The following is a 17820-nucleotide window of genomic DNA, read 5'->3' as shown; positions in this document are numbered from 1 at the left end:
CTATGAAAAGCAAAATATGGCTTCTACTCACCATCCTGACCGTGTTTACAGGGTGTGATAATTTTGAATCGCTGAATACCGATCCGGCAAAGTCGAGCGAAACCCAGCCGGAATTCCTTTTGTCGAACGCCGAAAAGCGTGCTTGCGACCTCATGTACGATACCTATTTCAACGGTCGCATCGGTATGGAACTATCCCAGTACTGGATGGGAACCGACAAGACTTCCGACGGGCGATTCCTGTTCACCAACGATGGCCTATGGGCCGGATTGTATGCGGGCCCCTTGATGGACCTGAGGGAAATCAGCAACTATTATGATCGCCATCCGTCCGAAAAAAGCCCGCATACGCTGGCCGTGGCCGAAATTCTGAAAGCCTGGATCTTCCATGTGCTCACGGATGTGTATGTAGACATTCCCTTCACGCAGGCGCTGCGGGGTGAAAGCATTCCCCAGCCGGTGTTCGATCAGGGTAAGGATGTGTATGCCGCATTATTGAATTCGCTGAAAACGCAGATCGACGTGCTGTCGGGTACTTCCTCGGGAGTCATCCGCGGTGATATTATTGCGAAGGGCGACGTACAACAATGGATCCGGATCGCCAATGCGTTGCGCATGCGTATCGCGATGCGCATGGCGGACGCGCAGCCGGCCGAAGCCAAAGCGGTGATTGAGGACGCTGTTAAAAACACGCTGACCGGTAACGCTCAGGATGTGTTTTTTCCTTATAATGTAGCCACCACCACCAACCGTTTTCCCTATAACGACGTGGAGCGGCCGTTGGTCGAATTTGCCGTCACCTCCACACTGGTGGAATATCTGCAATCGGTAAAAGATCCCCGCCTGCCGGTTTTCGCGCGTCCGGATGAGACGAACGGCAAGTATGTGGGCAAGGTGTATGGAACCGAAGCCAATGTGCCGACGATGATCGGGCTTTCGAAACCGGGCGTGATCGCTTATAGCGGATCGGGCAAAGGCTATGTGATCACCTATGCAGAAATTGCATTCATTAAAGCCGAAGCGGCTGCGCGCGGTATGAACGTGGGCAGTGCGACGGCGGAAGCATTGTACAACGATGCCGTTACCGCTTCCATGACGCAATGGGGTATCACCGACGCCAAAGCAGTAGAGACGTATCTGAAAGGAGTCCCTTACAAAGCAGGCGACTGGAAAAACGTGATCGGTACCCAGAAATGGATCGCATTATACATGCAGGGTATTCAATCATGGCTGGAACGGCTGCGCCTGGATCCTAAGAAGCCGGATGGCAGCGTGTTATTTATCCCGCCTGCCTCAGGAAGTCTGGACCCGGACGTAACGGATGTTCCCAAACGGTTGAAATACCCCAGCAATACCCGGGCAGGCAATGCGCAGAACAGCGAGCAGGCCGCGAAACGCATCGGCGGTGACACTCAGGCGGTAAAGAATTGGTGGGACACCCATTGAGATTAAGATATTGTTAAAGCTTCTCCAAATTTATTCCGGCTCCTTACCTTTGGGGCCGGAATTATGTTTGGATTGAGATGACACACGAAAAAGTATTTATTTTAGAAACCGGTAGAGCCGTGAAAGTAATGGTGGAAGGAGTGCTGGCCAGCGACCTTTCCAAAGTGAGCATCCAGGTGGATGTTCTGATTAAGGATCCCAAAGATGAAGATTTCAGGGCACCGATCGGCCCCACGCATCCCAAATACTGGAAGTTGAAGAACCTGGATGCGGAAAAGGCTGGCCTATTGCAGATACAGTACAGCGGTGTGGCCCGAAAGCAGATCAGAAAGACGATCCGTGAGTTTGATAAAATGAATGAATTGGAAGTACAGAGTTGAACCCTTCAATGCACCTGTTATGAAATACACCACTATTTTGAAGAATGGTCTGCTTGCCCTGCTTATGGGCGGCAGTACACCCATTTGTTTCGCGCAAAATGCCGGGCAAACGTTGCCCGCCTGGAAAGAGGGTGAAATGGATATCCATCACATCAGCACAGGGAGGGGGAATGCGACCTTTCTGATTTTGCCGGACGGCACCACCATGCTGGTCGACGCAGGTGCGCTCGACCCCACGGAAGCGCGGACGATGAGCCCGCGTAACACCCCTGCGGTACCGGGCCCCGAGCGGCAACCCGGTGAATGGATCGCGCGATACATACGGAAGGTGACAAAAACGCCGGCCATCGATTATGCGCTGATCACCCATTTTCATGACGATCACATGGGGACGCCAGCTTCCATTTCTAAAAAGTCGCAAGCAGGCTATGCGCTGGCAGGAATTACCGAGGTGGCGGAGTTTGTACCGGTAAAAAAGATCATAGACCGCGGCTGGCCTGACTATGGCTACCCACGCACCGTCAGCGACACGATGATACGGAACTACCGCCGGTTTCTCGATTGGCAGGTCAAAAACAACGGCTTACGTGTAGAGAGAAGCGTTCCGGGTCGTAATGATCAGGTCGTCTTGCTGCGAAACCCTGAGAAATACCGGGATCAGTTTGAGGTCCGCAATATTTCAGCAAATGGCGAGATCTGGACCGGTGTCGGGAACACAACCCGGAAACATTTCCCCGAGCTCAAAGACCTGCGGCAGGAACAGTATCCCAGTGAAAACATGTGCAGCATTGCCACCAGGATCAGCTACGGCAAGTTTGATTACTTCACCGGCGGTGACACGCCCGGAGTGCTGCAACCCGGCGTGCCCGCGTGGCACGACGTGGAGACACCCGTTGCGAAGGCAGCCGGGCCTGTGGATGTGCATATTCTCGACCATCATGGCAACCGCGACTCGCAGAATGACTTCCTGCTCGGTGCATTGCGGCCGCGCGTGCTCGTGATCCCCGTGTGGTCGTCGGATCATCCCGGACATGACGTACTCGACCGGATTTACTCCCAGCGCATTTACCAGGGTGAGCGCGATGTATTTGCGACCGGAATGCTGGAAGCCAACAAACTCGTGATCGGCGAAATGCTTGACCGGCTGAAAAGCAACAGCGGACATGTAGTGGTGCGGGTAGAAAACGGCGGAGGCAGTTACCGGGTATTTGTGCTGGATGATTCCAATGAGGAGCTGAAAATCAAATCCGTGCACGGGCCTTATTCATCGCGCTGATAGGAAGAAAGCCGGAAGTATCCGTCCGGCTTTATGGATTATCGGGTTAGAAATTTCTGTTTAATATCGCCCAACCTGTATCCCTTCTTCCATTTCGATTCGCCGCAAGCGGTCCTGCCACCGGGAAAGTTCGGCTTCGCGCTGTTCGGGGGACAGTCTGGCTGGTCCGTACACCGTATGGGGTTCCAGTACAGTAAATCCCGTAAATTCCAGTATGCCACGGTGCAATGGCCTCAATATCCCCGCAAGTTCACCTTGTAGCCCATCTGCCTGATAATCGTCGGAATACCCGCCGGTAGTGAGCGAAAGCATCGCTTTTTTGCCTTGGAATATTCCGTTTTTATACAACTTCCCTTGCCCGTAGACACGTCCCATTGCGAAAACACGGTCAACCCAGCCTTTTAAAATGCCCGGCACACTGAACCACCATAGCGGAAATTGCCAGATCATCACATCGCACCATTCGAGTTTGGTTTGTTCGATGGCGATGTCGCCTACGAAATACCCGTTTTCGGTGGCGTGCAGCTCCTCTTGCTGTTGCTTGAAAAAGTCTGGATTGCGAAGTTGGCTGAAATTGTTGACGCCCGAGACTGCATGAAAATTCATCTCGTAAAGATCCGAGCAGAGTACCTCATGCCCGGATGACAAAAGGGTATCCTGCGCTTTCCGGAACATGGCTCCATTGAAACTTTTTGGTTCGGGGTGGGCGTAAATAAGCAGTACTTTCATGTGAAAAAAGCCTTTTTTGAAATTAAGAATGGACAAAATTAGTTTTGTGCAGAGGGAAACCTGAAATGAACAACCCATTGTGGGTAACGAACAAAAAAGTATGTCAGCGAGAAAGGAAACATCGACCAACAATATTAATCGGCACGTTTTGAATGATTTTTGCGGAATGGTGTACGCGCTCGACGTTCTGGGCGGTCGCTGGAAAATGCTTATTCTTTACAAGCTCAATCTCCGCAGGAAGCGTTTCAGCGAACTGCGCGACGAGCTTCCCAATATCAGCGAACGCATGCTCACCCTGCAATTGAAAGAGTTGAGTAATGCCGGGTTAATCAAACGGACTGTTCATGCAGAGGTGCCGGTGCGTGTAGAATACGAGTTGACCGAGTGGGCACAACGGCTAAGTCCGGTGTGGTATGCGATGGAGGCTTGGGGTGACGCGCACAAGGAAGCGTTTGAGGAGGTTATTAATTAATTGTAGTACTTACAGAGATTAAATTTCTTACATTAATAGTTATATTTCGAATCGCTAGTGCAATAGACTGGGCAATAACACGGATTGTATTGCAACATGCATTGCAATATCGCGGTTTTGAAGAAAGAAATAGGAGAGTTTTCACTGATTCCAGCATCAAGCCCTGTGACCGTGAGTGGCGTTTCTACAAATCGCCTCGTAAAATGGTCAAACGGTTCACTCCCTGGTGACTTACAAGACTCATTCTTGGACGACAGCGGCAACTCGATTTACTTTCTTAACCCAGCCAGGATGTTAAACGTCAGCCGGACAGAAAGACTTGCATTGATCCCCGAAACGGGGATGTTAGTTTATCAGACAGCAACTGTCGGGGCCTCGCTCGGAGGTATAAAGCTCTACCTGGTCAATCAATGGGTGCACATTCCTTGGAATGTAACAGATGCATAATCAACAACTAATCAAATATGGACGGGAATTAAAAGGGGGCTTATGGCCCCTGATTTATGCATCTTAACTTTGGGATAGCCTATTCAGTTTAGAAATGGATAACTCGCTCCAAGGAATTTAAATGATTTTTTGCGACAATTCGGATATTCTCAATAAATTAAACGGCATGAAGGACCTGATTCAAAGGCTAAAGGAAGAATGGGCTATTCCAAAGCATGGAATTCATGAGGGAGAGCAAACCATGTTTAAATTCAAATGTCAATTTAATGGAGCCGGTGTGGTGAGTGGTATGCACCTGCCCCACGATGTTAGTGAATTTCTGACGATAGCGAATGGCGCTGAATTGTTTAAAGATTCCGAGTATGGACAATGGGGTTTAAGAATTTTTTCAATTGAAGAAATTGAGCAGGAAAATCTCGATGCCCGAGAGTGGCAAAGTTATTTAATAGGAACAGACTTAGTGATTGGGAATTTTTTGGGAGACCTGGACTTGCTTGTCGTGTCAACGGATGATAAGTCGTTCGGTGAAATAATTATCGCAACGCCAATCGATTATCGGATTGATTGGTACTTTCTAAAAATGAATTTTGCTGAATTCATAGAGAAATACGCCGACGCAGATGGTGATAAATTTTGGGAGGCCTTAAATTATAGGTAGCCTTAGTCGTCACATGTGAATACGACCCAGCAGCCAAACAGCACCCGACCGCATGAGGGATTAGGACTCTCTCTTTCTCTCTCTTTTGTCTGGCCTTGGAGTTTCCTTATTCTGCTGGACACATCCATTACGATCGGGCTACTAAGTGTTGTTGGAAAACTTGCCGATCATCGTCGTCGCTATTTAAGCACATCTTTCCGGACCAGAACAAAATAAACCAATACAAATGCGGCTCCTCCGATCAGAGCAAATGCGAAAATGGGGATGGTCTTAGTGCCAGAGCTACTTGACTCATTCAGTACATATTTTGGCAATGTAGGTAAAGGTAAAGTGTCAATATTGGATGCGATCCATTTATCACGTTGGAATATTCTCGCCTTGCTAAGGTCTAAATCCTTCGATAGAATTGAGTCGATTCGGTTGACTGTGGTATTAAAATCGTCTTCATTGATCTTTGAAGTTAAGGAATGATCAATAAGGTCAAGCAATAAAACCTTGTTCTTGACGAAAGGTTCCTGGCGCAAATCTAGAACCATGACCAGCAATTCCTCATTGCCAAAAGTTGGTCTCTTAGGGAATTTATTCTCTACATCTTGGATTTCTTGTGAAACGCTATTGATATACGCAATAGCACCGAAACCTATGAAAAAAGCACCAATTCCTTTCACCAATCTCGACTTTACCGCATTTGTGACATTTTTCGAATACTTTTCTACGTATTTTGGAGTAAACCCCACATTGTCAGCCAAAATTTTCTTAACGAAATCTTCCGAAAGCAAGCTGGAAGCAGTGTAAAGTGCGCCGCCAGAGGCAACAATCTGCTTTGAATTGGACATTAGAGAGCTGTCTGAAAAGTATTTTGATATGATATTAAATCTGAGCCGTCTCAGCTTGATACCTATGCCTTATAAATGCACGAGCTCCGTATGCTCTCCTGCTATACCCGTCCTCAACGATTAAGGTGTCATCCTTGAGGATACCCTTCAACATATGTCTCCTTAATATCGCCGACGAGTCTGCAATCTGGCCGACCGAAGGTATCGCCAGTAGTAAAAAGAATAATATCCTTAAAATTGTTACTTGTTGCGCGAATGAGGGTGGTAGATACTTCGTCATGTTATTTATTTGTCATTTGGTTTCATACTCGCTTACATGCCGCTTCACTGCTGATAGCACCGCTTAAGAAGATATTCCCACTGACTCGTCTTTCCGCCCACTTTGCCGGTTTTGCCATACAACCCACGGGTGTCTCTATATAGAAACTGCAAATCGAGCGTTTCGTTAAGCCTACGATAGAAATTTTCCTTAGGAATGCGATCTGAAAGTTGGAAGCTGACGAAGAGCTTTTCCGAGTAATTTTTCCTTCCTTGCATTCCTGAAGTTACAAAAATGCACGTTGATAATGAAGTTTTTAATGGATCTATTCAACCAAATACTAAGAAAGGAGGTGCGTAACTTAATTTCGAAGTGCGAATCACTTGGCTTACCTGAAAAGGATTGCATTGATGCAAATTCGTTTCTTGAATACAATGAACTCGGTTTGGCATTCGAAACAATCCTAACACAAATGTATGAATACGACATGTTAATCGATTCGGAATTGTACCGCCAAATAGAAGCCATCGCTGGCAGAATGTCATTGAAGAGCCAAGAATACGAATTTATGTCAGAATTGATACGACCTGCAAAGTAGCCATTGTCATTTCAAACAAAACTGCGAACTCCGCAGAGTTGTGCAACACTCACCTGGGGAAAATGTGACAGCATCCTTTCAAATGCTGAAAACCAGTTGATAGGTGAACCGTCGACCAGTACTACTTCATCTTAGAGGTACGGTTGTCCCGTCAACGGTTGGATTATTTGAGCCCGTCTTCCTAATATGTGCCCTCGCTCGCAATATGTAATTTGGGAATGCTTACACCTCCACGGTTTTAGAGCAGAGTAGTCGGCGAAGTATGTGGGATTAATTTCTACGCTTTTTGCGGTCTTTACATATGATCACAATACCGCCATTGTTATAGCAGCCTCTCGGCAGGCTTTGAATAAAGTAGTCCCACTTCTCCCTTGTAGCTAAGGTTGTTGTCAAAAATTTATCAAAATTGTTAATAGTGGTTGCCTCTGGTATTTTCACCTGAAAATCGGGACCCCAATAGTATCTCATTGAATACCTCTGAGGTGTAGCATGCTCAATGGAAATGCTATATCCATCAGTTCCTTGCTTCCATTCTTTAATGTGCATTTGATCTGGAATGTCAAAAAGCGATAAGCTAGTAGCTCGCTCGTATATTAATTTTGATGTCGCAGAATCTATGTTGATATGCTTACTATAAATTTTTTTCCTCCTTTCGGGTTTTTTATATCGATCTCGGTCGTACCGAGCTGTGTAACTTATTAACTTCCCGTGAAAGCTTATCATATCCTTTGTCCATATTTCAACAACCTGATCTCTGGTCCAGAAGCGAAAAAAGAGCCCATCTGTGCTTTGAGTTAAATCATTGATTGATAATTTTTTAACTTCATTTTTTAACTTCATTTTTTAACCACGTAAAGGTCCTCGATGTGTCAATTTCTTTTTCAAATGGCGCTGGAATGTACAAGTGCTGCGCTACAGACAGTTGGCAGACAAGAAAAAATGAGATGCTTAGAAGAGAAAGTCTAAATATCATTCGACATATTTTAAAAATTGCACTCATAAATGTAAGAAATGTTCGCATTGTGGCTTTTCTAACAGGAAATTATGGTCTCCTCAAAAGTCCGTTTTCTGATACATTTATTGCCGTCCGTGTTCAATTAAAGTTGGTATGTCCTTTCGAAGGAGTTGCGCCAAAACGTCTGCATCGGAATTGTAGATAAATTCTGCACTTGCGCTCTTCAATAAAATTTGTAGTAACCGAGTTTCCGCAAATTTGTGTACTTTTTTCCTAATCTATGTTGCAATAGAAGGGCCGAACGTTGTTCAGGCCCGTACGTTTGAACCAGAGGTGTGGTTCGCTGTTAAAGGTTACGACAAAGAGAAAAGGAAGCACATTTTGGCAGATCCGGAAGAGAAGTTGACCATTATTGAGGCTTTGGCTCGGCACAAGGAACTTAACCCAACAGGACAGTCCGCTCTATATCGGCTGTACAAATGGCATCCACCAGGACAAACGGCATAGAAGAAAGCCAGGGTTTACGAATCCTGGCTTTACCGCTTTCTGATAAGTGTTGTGGTTTCTGATTTTGGCTCGGACTGACTGTTCCCGGTTGTCAATACATGGTTCCTCTTGAACGAGTATAGATATGTGTTGCTGGCCTTTAATAGAAAGGTGAAGGGTATTAAAAGGCAGGAGACTTCATTGTTAGTTTCATTGTTAGTTTGAACAATATAGTCCAGTTTTTTAAGTTATGTGTATATTTAACTAGCTCACATTTAATCCTTTGACTCCGTAGCTCAGTTGGTAGAGCAACAGACTCTTAATCTGTGGGTCGTGAGTTCGAGACTCACCGGGGTCACCTGAAGAAGTAACAAAGAGCGCCAAAAACTTGCCTCATTTGATTTGCAAGCTTTTGGCGCTCTTTGTTCTGTGGGAGTATAAAGTTCTCAATGCAGATGTGGCCGGGCATATGTTCATGACGATTACCCCGCCGAACTATCTCGTTTCTAACGGTTTCCAAATGCCTTTCTTGAAAAACATATTGCTGAATTTTTGCGAGTTAAAAACCAGGTAGAAACTCCAGATGCTACGATAGGTGGTAGGATTATCCGCCACTATATGATGAGTAGGCGTAACCATCTTGTTTTTTAGTCTCTTGGATTGGTAAGGGCCATTCATGTCGACAGTACCGCGGTATGTCTGTATGACCTTTTCTTCATCAGTTACATAAAAGTAAATTGAGTCATTGCTTTTTATCTCGAATCGGAATGTGTTGTATTGCCAATCGGCCTGTTTTCCGGGAAAATAATCTCGGTTAACGACATAGTTTCCGTAGTAATCTTCTTTCGCCAAAACCGTTTTCGAAGTCAATGACTGAATAAGTACCGCAAGCAATATAAGTACTGTTATTCCCAGCCAGATGATTGCACTGGCAATGGTAAAAGGAAGAAGAATGAATACAAAAAATAGGTTAAAGCCAAATCCCATTTGAATCGTGATTGTTTCTAAAGAATAGCAATATCCGATAGCCTAGCACGAACTCAACAGCACTTCACGGTGCCACATTTTTTATTGTCCATTCCAGGGGCTTTAAAAATGAGAATAGTGATCACCAGAACAGCCTGATGAAAGCTATAAAAGAATACCCCCGGTATGAGTAGCCACCCGGGGGATACGCCTACAATGTTGCCATATCGATCACGAACCGATACCGTACATCGCCGCGCAGCATTCTTTCGTAAGAGGCGGTGATGTCTTTGATGTCGATGAGTTCGATATCCGAAACGATGTTGTGTTCAGCGCAGAAATCCAGCATTTCCTGGGTTTCTGGGATGCCTCCGATTCCTGATCCTGCCACGCTCTTGCGTCCGCCGAGGAGAGAGAACGGCTGGATGGAGTAGGGCTTCGACGGGGCACCCACGCCAATGAGCGTGCCGTTCGTGCGCAAGAGCGAGAGGTAGAGATCCATATCGTGCTCGGCAGACACGGTGTCGAGGATGAAGTCGAACTTGCCTTTTACGCTTTCTACCTGCGCCGGATCGGAAGTTACCACGAAATGGTGCGCGCCTAATGCGCGGGGAGCTTCTTCCTTGGAAGCGGACGTGCTCAGAACGGTCACTTCGGCACCGAATGCAACACCGAACTTTACTCCCATGTGCCCAAGACCACCGAGCCCCAGCACCGCCAGCTGATGGCCTTTGCCCACTTTCCAATGGCGTAATGGCGAGTAGGTGGTAATTCCGGCACACAATAAGGGAGCGGTCGCGGCCAGGGAAAGCTTGTCGGATACGCGAAGAACAAATTCTTCACGAACAACGATGGTGTTGGAGTAACCTCCGTAGGTAGGTATCCCGCTGCGGTCCAGATTGTTGTAGGTTTGCGTGTTACCGTCGAGGCAGTACTGTTCCAGGCCGTCCTGGCAATTTTCGCAAACCTGGCAGGAGTCAACCATACAACCCACACCGGCGAGATCGCCTACCTTGAATTTCTTTACATGCCCACCGGTACCGGTCACTTTTCCAACGATCTCATGACCGGGGACCATCGGGAAAACGCCCGGGAACCAGTCGTTCTTGATTTGATGGAGGTCGGAATGGCAAACGCCACAATACAGTATTTCGAGCTGGACATCGTGAGGGCCTACTTCCCTTCTTTCAAAATCCCAGGGGGCCAGATCCGATTCCGGGGTTTGGGCAGCGTACGCTTTGGCTTGTATCATATCAGAAAATGGGGATTAAACTATCAAACAAAAATAGTGCGGATGATCCTGACGGCAATTAATACAATCAAACCATTAATTATAGTTTTCAAATAGGTTTGAGTGCAAAAAAAAGTCAATCCACGTATCTGATCAGGGATGAAATTCGTTTAATATACCGTGATGTTCAACGTATACCCTCAATGCGTTCTATTTCAGGAATATTGTTCCGGAACTTAAATAATGCGGTATCGTGTTACGGCCTCACAGCTAATATTTTATTGCAGGTTCGAACGATTCAACCATTTACAAGCCAAGTATGCAGTTTCGCAAGCCGGAGGCGTTTGTAGTTTTCTTATCCTTGTGGGGTATGACCATGGTTTGTTGTGCCCAAAAGCCCGGTTTGCCCGGTATGGCACCATCCAAATGGATCACTTTCCGGACCACGCATGCGCCGGGGAAAGTGTATCGCTTTCCGAATAGCGGAACGAAGACTTTTACCAACGAAGAAGTATTTGTGCGTGCATGGCTCCCGGTAGTCAATAAAAAGAACGTGGCTGTTGTGCTCGGTCCCAATTACCGGGCCGAACAGCTCGAATTCAAGAGCAGCGGCGAAAACCCGGCCAGCAAATTCGAGGGTTGGAATCTGCGGACTTTTGCATTGGACCTGAACTCATTCGTCAGACTCGATAGCACTTCATGGCTGGTCGTGACGTCCCATATCAATAAAACCGGGAATTTTGCGATGTTGTCGGCAAAGGAAATTCCGCTGAACTACACAATTTCTGCGTCTTATCTCAAACGCAAATCCCCTAACAAGGAGATCGGAGCAGGTATTATCTTCAATAAAAGCTATAAACTGACCTTCCTGCCGGTATTCCTCTTCAACTACAACCTCTCGGAAAGAGAAGGTGTGGAAATTATGCTGCCCAAAAAAGTGGCCTGGCGGCATAACCTTTCACCGGCCGATATATTGTATTTCAAAGCGGAAGCAGTTACACGGACGTATTATCTCAATCGGGTCGCGGAAGGCACGCCCGATGTATGCCGTCGCATCGACGTCGATATGGGGATCTCCTATAACCGGAAAATCGGGAAATTTGCCGGAGTGGAGGTATTTGGTGGATACCGGAAGAACCTGTCCAATAAGATGGTCCATGACGCTATACCGGTGCGCACGTCGGGGCTGGCCGCTACTGTTGAGTTTTATGTGCAGCCACCTCGTTTTAAAAGCAAAGGCCGGAGATAGATCGTTAACATAATCTTGATCTATGGCGTTGTGAATTAACTTTCGGGTAAAATCTGCGGGTGTAGTTTTGGACGAACTAACCTCAAAGGCAGATGAAACCTTTTATACTTTCCTTCATGGCAACAGCGGGCGGACTAGCTGTGCTCAGCGGCTGCACCGACCACCATGTCCCCTCAGAAACTTATCCGGAAAGAGCAGAAGCCCAGAACCCGACAGTCATTACCCAGGTCGGAAATGTCAAAGTATACAATGGCGGTTTCGGGTCGGCGATGGTGCAGGACCCGAACGATCACGGGGCATTCTACCTCCTGACCGACCGCGGTTCGAACATCGACGGCACCATTGCCGACTCCAAAGTGTTTGCGGATCCGAGTTTTGCTCCGCAGATCGGCAAATTCCGCCTGATCGGCGATCAGCTGGTTCTTGAAAAGATAATCGAGCTCAAAAACGAAAGCGGTGTTAAGCTGAATGGGTTGCCCAATCCGGCAGGTTTTGGTTTCAGCGGCGAGCTGGCGCTGGATGTGGTGGGTAATACCCTGCCTAACAGCATCGACGGCCTCGACTCCGAAGGACTTGCCATGGCACCGGACGGCACATTCTGGGTGAGTGACGAATACGGCCCGCACCTGGCCCATTTCGATGCGAACGGCAAGACGATCGAACGCATTAACCCGTTTGGCAATGGCGCCGGCGGTCGCAAAATTCCTTTGGTTTTTGCAAAGCGCAGACCCAACCGCGGTATGGAGGGCCTTACGATCACGCCGGATGGCAAGACGCTTGTGGGGATCATGCAGTTTCCGCTGTACAACCCGTCTTCCACTGCTGTTTCAGGCTCCCTCGTGACGCGGATCCTCGCCTATGATATCGCGAGCGGGCTTAGCAAACAGTATGTGTACCTGATCGATAAGGCTAATTTACAGGCCAATAGTGAGATCGTGGCGATTACGAACACCACTTTCCTCGTGCTGGAAAGAGATGGTGAATATGCAACCAATGCGAATCGGGCAACGGTGATCAAGAAGGTATATAAGATCGATATTTCCGGCGCAACCGATATTTCGGACCCTGCCAATAATGAAAACGGCAAGTTGTATGGCGGGCTTACTGCCGAGCAGCTGAAAACAGCCGCCAACCTCGCAGCCAACGGCATTGTACCCGTAACGAAAACCCTTGCGGCGGACCTGATGACGGATATCACGTCGCTGTATCCGCACGACAAGGCGGAAGGGATCGCTATAATCGATGCGCATACCATTGCAATTTCAAACGACGACGACTTCGGTGTCGTAGGTTCAGGTGGAATTTATGCGCAGAAGTTACTGCCCGCAACTGGCGCGGTGGATCGTAACACCATCTATTTTGTCAAATTGAAGCACCCGCTCTGGTAAGATTCCGACCAGCGTTGCGGGTGCGGAGCAGACCTCCGCACCCGCATTTTTTAACCAAATCATGAAATCACTGGTAAAATTACTGGCCGTGGCTGCCATTCCTGCATTCATCCAGCCGGACAGACCGGATATTTCGCTCGTTTCGTCTCACACTGTCGATTCGCTCGGCGCATGGCAGGGAGCATCTTTTATGGATGGCAAAGTGTATCTCTATGGCGACCGCGAAGTGGGGATGATACGGGAGTACAACCTGGGTGCTGATTCTCTGCATTATCAGGGGAAAGAAATCCGGCTGACGTTGGAAGGGAAAGATCTGATTAACCACCCGACAGGCATCGCGCGCCATGGTGACCTGCCGGTTTTTATTGGCAACAGCATTCGCCTCAATGCCGAAGGGACTTTGTGGAAGGCGGAGATCTACCAGGTAAACTGGAAGAATATGCTGAAATCCGGCAGTCTCGACGGTAATCTGATCCATACAATCGAGGATGATGCGTGCGTTCAGGGTACCAGGCCGGAATACGTGGAGTACGATGGTAAATGGTATGTGGCTACGGCCGATTATGGCGACAAGGGTAATGAAGTACGCCTGTATGATCCCGAGGCATTACAAAAAGCAGGAAAGACGAGTGAGCCGGGTGTACTGGTGAAGAAATTCAGCTGCGGGCCCTGGGTCCAGAACCTGCATTGGGTAGCCGGGAAAGGGGTATTGGTGCTCATTCAAAACCAAATCGAAGGGAGAAAGTGGCGGTTCACATTTGTCGATCTTAAAAAGTCATCGGAAAAAGGGGAGCAGGTGATCCTTCGGTCGGTGGATATCGACAAGGCGGATGAACTGGAAGGTTTTACGTTGACAGGTAATTCCCGAGGTATCGCAGTCAATTCTTCCCGCAAAAACAACGTGCACCAGATGGCCATGCATTGGTAGGGTGTCGAATCGGTGGTTCTTTAAAATTTTACATTTTCATAATAGACACATTCCATTGGCTTAATAGTCAAAAAGTACTTTCGTGCTCGATTTTTCTGGCACTATGCGCAGAGAGTTGAAAGCGAAATGTGTGGTATTTTCTTGTTTTTGTTAAATTTTTTAGAGCTATTATGAAGAAACTGATACTGCCAATTGTTCCGTTGGTCATGACAGGTATCCTGGTTTTCAGTCCGGGCAGGCATGCAGTGGCTTCCGGTAATAAAGGCCGGATGATGTTTGAAAGGCCTACCCGCGCTTTGACCGTGACGGGTAAGGTGGTGGATGAGACAGGTCAGCCGTTGCTGGGTGTGACGGTTTTGGAAAAAGGGACCAACAAAGGTACGGTAACCGATGCCGCAGGGAGTTTCTCGCTCGAAACGGGCTCGGGTGCAACGATTGTATTTTCATTTGTCGGCTTTATCGCTCAGGAGGAGGTCGTTTCGGGCAATGCGCCGTTAGCCATTACTCTGAAGCAGGACGCTATGATGCTGAACGAGTTCGTAGCGGTGGGTTATCAGACCATGCGCAAAAGCGATCTTACTGGGGCGATTTCAAGTGTGAAGGCCAAAGAGCTTAACCTGAGTACACCGACCGTCGGCCAGGCATTGGTTGGTAAGGTTGCAGGTGTGCAGATCTCGCAGGTGAGCGGGGCGCCTTACGTGGGCACGAAGATCCGGGTGCGGGGTGTGGGCTCCGTGAATGCGAGTTCCGATCCTTTGTATGTAGTCGATGGATACCCGGCGGGTAACGACGTTTTTATTAATCCCAATGATATCGAATCGATCGATATCCTGAAAGATGCGGCTTCGGCGGCTATTTATGGTTCGCGGGCAGCCGGGGGCGTGGTGCTGATCACGACAAAAAGAGGTAAGGAAGGAAAAGGCAGGCTGGAATATGAGTATCAGTTTGGTATCCACCAGCTGAGCAAGAAGGTAGACCTGCTGAACGCGTCCGAATTCGGGCAGCTGATGATCGATGGCCGTAACGCGAGCTACCGCGACCTGATGGTGAATGCGGGAAAGACCTGGACCGCTGCCATGTACTCCGACGACAATGCGACCCGTATCAAAAACGTGGGTAACGCGGGCTCTGTCAGTATTCCAACAGATCTTTACGACTTCGCCGGACAGAAGCTGATCACTCCCAAATACAATACCGATTGGCAGAATGAATTGTATCGCAATGCGCCGGTGCATCGGCATAATGTTTCATTCTCAGGCGGTAAGAACGGCCTGCGCTACGCGATCAGCGGAGGGCAGCTCAACCAGCAAGGGATCATTCTCAGCACGGGGCAGCAGCGTACCAACTTCCGTACCAACGTCGACGCCGATATGAACAAAAAACTGAAAGTGGGTGCCAACCTGGCATTTACCTATAATACCAACCGTGAAGTGCAGGAAGGCCGCTTCAACCAGGGGCCTATTCTGGGTGCCTTGATTTATATGCCCATTTTCAAGGCTTACAATGCAGACGGATCGCTGGCCAAGAACGAAGCAGCTGCATTGAGCTCCGGCTACGGTTACCAGTCGATTGAAAACCCGGTTGCATTAGCCACTGAAACGCACATTAACCGCAAAGGACAACGTGGCACATTCAGCGGCTTCGCGGATTACGAGGTCATTCCTGATCTGCATTTTAAAGTAAACCTGGGTTTGCAGACCTACAATGAGAAATACGAATATTATTCTCCCACAAGCCTAAGCAGCGGCGCCAATCCTCCCGGATCGCCCCAGGCCATCGCGGCGGCGAATGCATTGTCGATGATGACAACCCAGATGGATAAGCTGGCCGAGTTTACATTGAACTACAAAAAGCAGTTTGGCAAGCATAATATCGACGGGTTGATCGGTTACACCGCGCAGGAAAACAACCGGGACATCATTTCCGTAACCGCACGCGGATTCTCCAATGACCGTATCGAGGAAATCACCGGTAAGGGTGCCGATGCCACCAATTTGTCGCTGAATACAGGGACCGACGCGACCGGTAAGGTTAACTGGACATTGCTCTCTTACCTCGCCCGCGCCGTGTACAGCTATGACAGCAAGTATTACCTGACCGCCACATTCAGAACGGATGGATCTTCGCGGTTCGGCCCGAATAATCGCTGGGGTAACTTCCCGTCGGTGTCGGCTGGGTGGAATATCTCCAATGAACCATTTTACAAGGATGCATTGGGTAATAGTTCGACGCTGAAACTGCGCGCAAGCTGGGGATTGAGCGGTAACAACAACATCGGTAACTACAATTTCCTGCAAACCATGGCTGCTCCCGGCGGAGTGGTGTTTGGAAATGGCTCGGTGAATACGGCCATGTGGGCGACAGGTATCAAAGACCTGAACCTGGGCTGGGAATCGACCTCACAGTACAACCTCGGGTTTGACCTCGGCTTGTTCGATGATCGTTTGTCGGTCATGGGTAACTACTATTTGAGCCGTTCTTTCAACCTGCTGTTCAACCAGCCACTGTCGGCGATCTCGGGTGCGTCTTCCATTCTTACGAACCTGAGCAATTCCAAGGTTCAGAACAAGGGGATCGACCTGCAAATCGATGCCCGGGTGGTTTCGACCCAGGATTTCGACCTGAACGTAAGCGGAAACATCTCTGTAAACCGCAACAAGGTCCTTGATATGGGGGGGGCGAGCACCATCTATTCAAGCGGTGCCGAGCGGTCCTATCTCACCCACATTACCCAGGAGGGCCAGCCGATCGGTATGTTTTATGGCTTTAAAGTAAAAGGAATGGTGCGCGAATCGGATATGGAGAACCTTGCTGCCGACAATGCGGCTTACAATGCATCCACACAATCGTACCCGGCTGGCTACCAGCTCAAAGGGCCTGCGCGTTCGACGGCTTCCACTAACCCGTTACGTCCGGGAGACCTTTACTTTGAAGACGTTAACAATGACGGCGTCGTGAATGATGCCGACAAGCGGGTGATCGGCAGTCCGCATGCCAAGTTTACCTATGGCTTCGCGATCACGGCGAGCTACAAAAATTTCGATTTCAGTTCTTCATTTAACGGAACATACGGCAACAAGGTGCTGGACGGACAGGATTACTACCTGTTCAATATGGAAGGGTCGGGTAACCAGTACAAAAAAGTGGTGAACCGTTACCGTTCGGAAGCACAGCCGGGGAACGGGCAGGTTTATCGCGCGTCCCGTGGCGGAACACAAAGCAACAGCACGCGTCTGTCGACTTTCTACTTGCAGAACGGCTCATTCCTGAGATGCACCAACCTGACATTGGGCTACAACATGCCGCAGATCGGCAAGCTGACCAACAATGCGGTGAGCGCGTTGCGGTTGTACGTCGGCGTTGACAATGCATTCACATTGACCAAATACCTCGGCTACAACCCCGAGGTAGACTATAACAACGGGGCAAACCTGACACCGGGCGTTGATTACGGAAAGTATCCGCTCGCACGTGCATACAACATCGGAGCACGCATTACATTTTAAGCAGTAGAGAG

16 protein-coding genes and 1 tRNA gene are annotated in these 17820 nt (G+C 48.5%); 12 read left to right on the top strand and 5 right to left on the bottom strand.

Going from position 1 to position 17820, the window contains the following annotated elements; genetic code table 11:
- Window positions 1-2 precede the first annotated feature (2 nt).
- The 3 genes from BP71_RS19775 (at window position 3) to BP71_RS19765 (ending at window position 3101) form a co-directional block, all read left to right on the top strand.
- Entirely contained in the window at window positions 3-1445 is a 1443-nt protein-coding gene (locus BP71_RS19775) for a SusD/RagB family nutrient-binding outer membrane lipoprotein (protein WP_496382350.1), read from the top strand.
- A gap of 77 nt (window positions 1446-1522) precedes the next feature.
- Entirely contained in the window at window positions 1523-1825 is a 303-nt protein-coding gene (locus BP71_RS19770; RefSeq protein WP_496382348.1) for a hypothetical protein, read from the top strand.
- A 19-nt stretch (window positions 1826-1844) separates the two neighbouring features.
- Window positions 1845-3101: a ComEC/Rec2 family competence protein gene (locus BP71_RS19765; RefSeq protein WP_496382347.1), complete on the top strand. Its 1257-nt coding sequence runs from the start codon at window positions 1845-1847 to the stop codon at window positions 3099-3101.
- Between the two features lie 60 nt (window positions 3102-3161).
- Here BP71_RS19765 and BP71_RS19760 read toward each other — a convergent pair whose 3' ends face one another.
- A complete protein-coding gene (locus BP71_RS19760) occupies window positions 3162-3830 on the bottom strand; it encodes an NAD(P)H-dependent oxidoreductase (protein WP_496382345.1) in 669 nt (222 codons plus the stop codon).
- 100 nt (window positions 3831-3930) lie between these two features.
- On the opposite strand from BP71_RS19760, the gene BP71_RS19755 reads away from it, so the two are divergent.
- The 3 genes from BP71_RS19755 (at window position 3931) to BP71_RS19745 (ending at window position 5407) form a co-directional block, all read left to right on the top strand.
- Window positions 3931-4302, top strand: coding sequence for a winged helix-turn-helix transcriptional regulator (locus BP71_RS19755; protein ID WP_496382343.1), 372 nt, complete (start codon window positions 3931-3933; stop codon window positions 4300-4302).
- A gap of 117 nt (window positions 4303-4419) precedes the next feature.
- A complete protein-coding gene (locus BP71_RS19750) occupies window positions 4420-4749 on the top strand; it encodes a hypothetical protein (protein ID WP_496382342.1) in 330 nt (109 codons plus the stop codon).
- 166 nt (window positions 4750-4915) lie between these two features.
- On the top strand, window positions 4916-5407 hold the full coding sequence (locus BP71_RS19745; RefSeq protein ID WP_496382341.1) for an SMI1/KNR4 family protein: 492 nt from the start codon (window positions 4916-4918) through the stop codon (window positions 5405-5407).
- A gap of 179 nt (window positions 5408-5586) precedes the next feature.
- Here BP71_RS19745 and BP71_RS19740 read toward each other — a convergent pair whose 3' ends face one another.
- Window positions 5587-6243: a hypothetical protein gene (locus tag BP71_RS19740; protein WP_496382339.1), complete on the bottom strand. Its 657-nt coding sequence runs from the start codon at window positions 6241-6243 to the stop codon at window positions 5587-5589.
- Window positions 6244-6809: 566 nt separating this feature from the next.
- On the opposite strand from BP71_RS19740, the gene BP71_RS19735 reads away from it, so the two are divergent.
- Entirely contained in the window at window positions 6810-7100 is a 291-nt protein-coding gene (locus tag BP71_RS19735) for a MafI family immunity protein (RefSeq protein ID WP_496382337.1), read from the top strand.
- Between the two features lie 270 nt (window positions 7101-7370).
- Here the strand turns inward: BP71_RS19735 and BP71_RS19730 are convergent, their stop codons facing one another.
- The gene (locus tag BP71_RS19730) at window positions 7371-7940 is read right to left on the bottom strand and encodes a hypothetical protein (protein ID WP_496382335.1); all 570 of its coding nucleotides are present in this window, start codon (window positions 7938-7940) and stop codon (window positions 7371-7373) included.
- Between the two features lie 886 nt (window positions 7941-8826).
- Between BP71_RS19730 and BP71_RS19725 the strand changes: the two genes are divergently transcribed.
- Window positions 8827-8899: transfer RNA gene (locus BP71_RS19725), tRNA-Lys, on the top strand.
- Between the two features lie 137 nt (window positions 8900-9036).
- Here BP71_RS19725 and BP71_RS19720 read toward each other — a convergent pair.
- Both BP71_RS19720 and BP71_RS19715 read right to left on the bottom strand, forming a co-directional pair.
- Window positions 9037-9528: a hypothetical protein gene (locus BP71_RS19720; RefSeq protein ID WP_496382333.1), complete on the bottom strand. Its 492-nt coding sequence runs from the start codon at window positions 9526-9528 to the stop codon at window positions 9037-9039.
- 190 nt (window positions 9529-9718) lie between these two features.
- Complete coding sequence (locus BP71_RS19715; RefSeq protein ID WP_496382331.1) at window positions 9719-10759, bottom strand: NAD(P)-dependent alcohol dehydrogenase; 1041 nt, start codon at window positions 10757-10759, stop codon at window positions 9719-9721.
- Window positions 10760-11150: 391 nt separating this feature from the next.
- Here BP71_RS19715 and BP71_RS19710 point away from each other — a divergent pair, with 391 nt between their 5' ends.
- The 4 genes from BP71_RS19710 to BP71_RS19695 all read left to right on the top strand — a co-directional run bounded on the left by BP71_RS19710 (window position 11151) and on the right by BP71_RS19695 (window position 17809).
- On the top strand, window positions 11151-11987 hold the full coding sequence (locus BP71_RS19710) for a DUF6268 family outer membrane beta-barrel protein (RefSeq protein WP_496382329.1): 837 nt from the start codon (window positions 11151-11153) through the stop codon (window positions 11985-11987).
- A 92-nt stretch (window positions 11988-12079) separates the two neighbouring features.
- A complete protein-coding gene (locus BP71_RS19705) occupies window positions 12080-13375 on the top strand; it encodes an esterase-like activity of phytase family protein (RefSeq protein ID WP_496382327.1) in 1296 nt (431 codons plus the stop codon).
- 61 nt (window positions 13376-13436) lie between these two features.
- Window positions 13437-14303 (top strand): hypothetical protein, encoded by an 867-nt coding sequence (locus BP71_RS19700; protein WP_496382325.1) that lies wholly within the window; start codon window positions 13437-13439, stop codon window positions 14301-14303.
- Between the two features lie 170 nt (window positions 14304-14473).
- Window positions 14474-17809, top strand: a complete 3336-nt coding sequence (locus BP71_RS19695) for a SusC/RagA family TonB-linked outer membrane protein (RefSeq protein WP_496382323.1) — start codon at window positions 14474-14476, stop codon at window positions 17807-17809.
- Window positions 17810-17820 lie beyond the last annotated feature (11 nt).

Source organism: Dyadobacter ginsengisoli DSM 21015 (assembly GCF_059568735.1).
This window is presented reverse-complemented; position numbering and strand designations above follow the sequence as displayed.

Excerpts from the sequence above, each read along its gene's own strand:
- BP71_RS19700 (WP_496382325.1), top strand. The coding sequence starts at position 13,437 with ATGAAATCACTGGTAAAATTACTGGCCGTGGCTGCCATTCCTGCATTC.
- BP71_RS19760 (WP_496382345.1), bottom strand. The coding sequence starts at position 3,830 with ATGAAAGTACTGCTTATTTACGCCCACCCCGAACCAAAAAGTTTCAAT.
- BP71_RS19695 (WP_496382323.1), top strand. The coding sequence starts at position 14,474 with ATGAAGAAACTGATACTGCCAATTGTTCCGTTGGTCATGACAGGTATC.
- BP71_RS19775 (WP_496382350.1), top strand. The coding sequence starts at position 3 with ATGAAAAGCAAAATATGGCTTCTACTCACCATCCTGACCGTGTTTACA.
- BP71_RS19735 (WP_496382337.1), top strand. The coding sequence starts at position 6,810 with ATGAAGTTTTTAATGGATCTATTCAACCAAATACTAAGAAAGGAGGTG.
- BP71_RS19730 (WP_496382335.1), bottom strand. The coding sequence starts at position 7,940 with ATGAAGTTAAAAAATGAAGTTAAAAAATTATCAATCAATGATTTAACT.
- BP71_RS19745 (WP_496382341.1), top strand. The coding sequence starts at position 4,916 with ATGAAGGACCTGATTCAAAGGCTAAAGGAAGAATGGGCTATTCCAAAG.
- BP71_RS19770 (WP_496382348.1), top strand. The coding sequence starts at position 1,523 with ATGACACACGAAAAAGTATTTATTTTAGAAACCGGTAGAGCCGTGAAA.
- BP71_RS19755 (WP_496382343.1), top strand. The coding sequence starts at position 3,931 with ATGTCAGCGAGAAAGGAAACATCGACCAACAATATTAATCGGCACGTT.
- BP71_RS19705 (WP_496382327.1), top strand. The coding sequence starts at position 12,080 with ATGAAACCTTTTATACTTTCCTTCATGGCAACAGCGGGCGGACTAGCT.
- BP71_RS19715 (WP_496382331.1), bottom strand. The coding sequence starts at position 10,759 with ATGATACAAGCCAAAGCGTACGCTGCCCAAACCCCGGAATCGGATCTG.
- BP71_RS19710 (WP_496382329.1), top strand. The coding sequence starts at position 11,151 with ATGGCACCATCCAAATGGATCACTTTCCGGACCACGCATGCGCCGGGG.
- BP71_RS19765 (WP_496382347.1), top strand. The coding sequence starts at position 1,845 with ATGAAATACACCACTATTTTGAAGAATGGTCTGCTTGCCCTGCTTATG.
- BP71_RS19720 (WP_496382333.1), bottom strand. The coding sequence starts at position 9,528 with ATGGGATTTGGCTTTAACCTATTTTTTGTATTCATTCTTCTTCCTTTT.
- BP71_RS19740 (WP_496382339.1), bottom strand. The coding sequence starts at position 6,243 with ATGTCCAATTCAAAGCAGATTGTTGCCTCTGGCGGCGCACTTTACACT.